Source organism: Intrasporangium chromatireducens Q5-1 (genome assembly GCF_000576575.1).
Taxonomy (GTDB): Bacteria; Actinomycetota; Actinomycetes; order Actinomycetales; family Dermatophilaceae; genus Intrasporangium_A; species Intrasporangium_A chromatireducens.
Map to the genome: position 1 here is coordinate 1 of NZ_AWQS01000375.1, position 2,665 is coordinate 2,665.

Genomic DNA, 2,665 nt, shown 5'->3' on the forward strand with positions numbered 1-2,665 from the left:
CTCGTCAAGGGGTGGGGGAGGCGACCACCGGCCCTGGACGGTCGGCGAGCCGTCGCGGCATACCATAGCCCCCTCCACGGCTCCTGCATGTCACGGATCGTCAACCCGCGCCCCACCCTCGGGCCGCGCCGCTCGACGGGCCGCCTCGGGCAGTCCCGACGCCTCGCTAGGGTGGCTCCTGGAGGTGCATGGGCTCCTGGTGGTCCCCCCGGTCTTCAAAACCGGTGTGCGGCGGCATCCGTCGCAGGCAGGTTCGATTCCTGTTCACCTCCGCCACAGCCATTGTCGCGAAGGAGCACGGGGTGGTCGGGACGCCGCAGGACGGGCACGTCGACCCGCGGCGCGCGATTCCGCGCACCGACGTGCTCCTACGCCACCCGCTGCTCGTCGAGGCGACCCGTCGCCTCGGCCACGAGATCGTCAAGCGCGCCGTCGTCGCCGCCCAACAACGGGCCCGCGACGGTGAGCTCGGCTCCGACGACGTGGCTACGGCGGCCGCCGCCGCCCTCGACCTGCATGAGCGCACGCTGACGACCCTCCGGCCCGTCATCAACGCGACCGGTGTGGTCCTGCACACGAACATCGGACGGGCGCCGCTCACCCCCGCGGCCCGCGAGGCGATCGGGCGGGCAGCGGAATACGTCGACGTCGAACTCGACCTGGAGTCGGGGCGCCGGGCCCGTCGCGGACGCGGCACGCTGGCTGCGCTCCGCGACGAGGTGCCGGCCGCGGAGGACGCCCTCGTCGTCAACAACGGCGCCGCGGCCCTGGTCCTCGCCACCACCGCGCTCGCCGCCGGCCGCGAGGTGCTGGTCAGCCGGGGCGAGATGGTCGAGATCGGCGACGGCTTCCGCCTGCCGGACCTCATCGCCTCGACGGGCGCCCGGCTGCGCGAGGTCGGCACGACGAACCGGACGACGGTCCGCGACTACGCCGACGCGATCGGCCCGGAGACGGCCGCCATCCTCAAGGTGCACCCGAGCAACTTCCGGATCGAGGGCTTCACGAGCGCCGCGACGGTGCCCGAGCTCGCCGACCTGGCTCGGTCGCATGGCCTCCCGCTCGTCGTCGACATCGGCAGCGGGCTCCTGCGCGCCGAGCCACTGCTGCCCGAGGAGCCTGATGCCGCAACGGTTCTCGGCCAGGGCGCCACTCTGGTCACGAGCAGTGGCGACAAGCTGCTCGGTGGCCCGCAGGCCGGGATCCTGCTCGGCGCCGCGGGCGTCGTGGAGCGGCTCCGCCGACACCCGCTCGCCCGGGCGCTCCGGGTCGACAAGCTGACCCTCGCCGCCCTCGAGGCAACCCTGCGCGGTGGCCCGACCGTCGTCGCCGCCTCCCTGCACGCCAACCCCGACGCCCTCCGGGCGCGGTCGGCGCGCGTCGCGGAAGCCGTGGGCGGCCGCGTCGTCCCGAGCGAGGGCGCCGTCGGCGGCGGTGGCGCTCCGGGCGTCACGCTGAGCGGGTGGGCGGTGGCGCTGCCTGAGTCGTATGCCGCTCACCTCCGCCGCGCAGACCCCGCGGTTCTCGCTCGGGTGGAGTCGGCGCTGACGCTCGTCGACCTGCGGTGCGTCCCCGTCGAGTCCGACGATGTGCTCATCGCCGCGATCCAGTCGGTCGTGGGCCTGCTCGAGGGCTCGTCCTGATGCACGTCGTCGCGACCGCCGGGCACGTCGACCACGGCAAGTCGACCCTGGTGCACGCCCTGACCGGCATGGAGCCGGACCGGTGGGCCGACGAGCGGCGTCGCGGCCTGACCATCGACCTCGGGTATGTCTGGACGACCCTGCCCGGTGCCGGACAGGTGGCGTTCGTCGACGTGCCGGGGCACCGGCGCTTCATCGGCAACATGCTCGCAGGGCTCGGCCCGGTCCCCGCGGTCCTGTTCGTCGTCGCGGCGGACGAGGGCTGGCGCGCCCAGTCCGAGGAGCACCTCGCCGCGGTCGACGCCCTCGGCATCACCCACGGCCTGCTCGCCGTCACGCGCAGCGACCTCGCCGACCCGGGACCCACCGTGGCGCAGGCGCGCGAACGGATCAGCTCCTCGTCCCTCGGCGACGTCCCGGCGGTCGCCGTCTCCGCAGTGACGGGCCAGGGGCTCGAGCAGCTGCGCGCCGAGCTGACACGTCTCTGCGAGGCGCTGCCGACGCCGCGCCGGTCGGGACGGGTGCGGCTGTGGGTCGACCGGTCCTTCACGGTGCGGGGCAGCGGCACCGTCGTCACCGGGACCCTGGGGGCGGGGACCGTCCGCGTCGGCGACCGGCTCGAGCTGCACGCCCATGACGGCCGCCGCCGGGAGCTGTCCGTCCGGGGCATCCAGAGCCTGGGCCGGGCGGAGGACTCAGTCGAGGCGGTCGCGCGAGTTGCCTTGAACCTGCGAGGAATCGGCCCCGACGAGGTCAGGCGTGGCGATCCGCTCCTGACTCCCGAGGGCTGGCGCACCACGGCACAGGTCGACGTCCGCACGACGGGCCCTGCCTCGGACCTGCCGCAGCACCTGACCGTCCACGTCGGCACCGCCGCCCTCCAGGCACGCGCCCGGCCGCTCGACGGCGACCTGGCGCGGCTGACCCTCGAGCGCGCCGTCCCGCTCGAGGCCGGGGACCGGGCCATCCTGCGCGACCCGGGCGCCGACGGACTCATCGTCGGGGCGACGGTCCTCGACGCC

At 74.9% G+C, this 2,665-nt stretch carries 2 protein-coding genes and 1 tRNA gene; all 3 read left to right on the top strand.

Annotation, left to right across the window (positions count from 1 at the left end):
• Nucleotides 1-180: 180 nt before the first annotated feature.
• Nucleotides 181-276 (top strand) — tRNA-Sec (locus N864_RS21220).
• 26 nt (nucleotides 277-302) lie between these two features.
• The gene (selA, locus tag N864_RS21225; RefSeq protein WP_034722098.1) at nucleotides 303-1,643 is read left to right on the top strand and encodes an L-seryl-tRNA(Sec) selenium transferase; all 1,341 of its coding nucleotides are present in this window, start codon (nucleotides 303-305) and stop codon (nucleotides 1,641-1,643) included.
• Nucleotides 1,643-2,665, top strand: a 1,023-nt coding sequence (selB, locus tag N864_RS21230) for a selenocysteine-specific translation elongation factor (protein ID WP_034722100.1), incomplete at its 3' end; no start/stop codon positions are given. The genes selA and selB, both read left to right, overlap by 1 nt.